The sequence below is a fragment of the Cupriavidus basilensis OR16 genome (genome assembly GCF_000243095.1).
In the GTDB taxonomy this organism is placed as follows: domain Bacteria; phylum Pseudomonadota; class Gammaproteobacteria; order Burkholderiales; family Burkholderiaceae; genus Cupriavidus; species Cupriavidus basilensis_D.
The window spans coordinates 1-470 of sequence record NZ_AHJE01000378.1; the positions used below are offsets into that span (position 1 = coordinate 1).

1 protein-coding gene is annotated in these 470 nt (G+C 69.6%); it reads right to left on the reverse strand.

Features of this window, described 5'->3' with window-relative positions; translation table 11 throughout:
* Positions 1-145: 145 nt before the first annotated feature.
* Positions 146-470: Bug family tripartite tricarboxylate transporter substrate binding protein (locus tag OR16_RS39245; RefSeq protein ID WP_006165110.1), on the reverse strand; the 325-nt coding region annotated here is incomplete at its 5' end.

The following is a 470-nucleotide window of genomic DNA, read 5'->3' on the forward strand; positions in this document are numbered from 1 at the left end:
GGGGCCGGCCAGCACACGGGTCAGGTCGAGTACGCGGATATGGGAAAGTGGTTTGTGCATGGTGGTGGCGTCGTGGCTTGCGGAATGGGACGGGGACGGGGACGGGGGCGGGAACGGGAGCGGGGGCGGGGATGGCAGTGGAGACTCAGTCGGCGCGGATGTGCGCGGCCGTGATCACCTTGCCGTAGCGGGCGGTTTCCTCGCGGATATAGCTGCCGAAGGCCTCGCGGTAGTAGCCCACCGGCTCGGCACCGCTGCGCAACAAGGTTTGCTGCACGGCGGGCTCGGCCACGATGCGCTCGATCTCGCTGGCCAGCCGCTCGACCACGGCGGGTGGGGTGGCGGCCGGTGCCACCAGCCCTACCCAGGCCGACATTTCGATGCCGCCATAGCCCAGTTCCGCGGTGGTCGGCACATCTGGCATCACGGCCGAGCGCCGCGCATTCATCACGGCCAGCGCACGCAGCTTG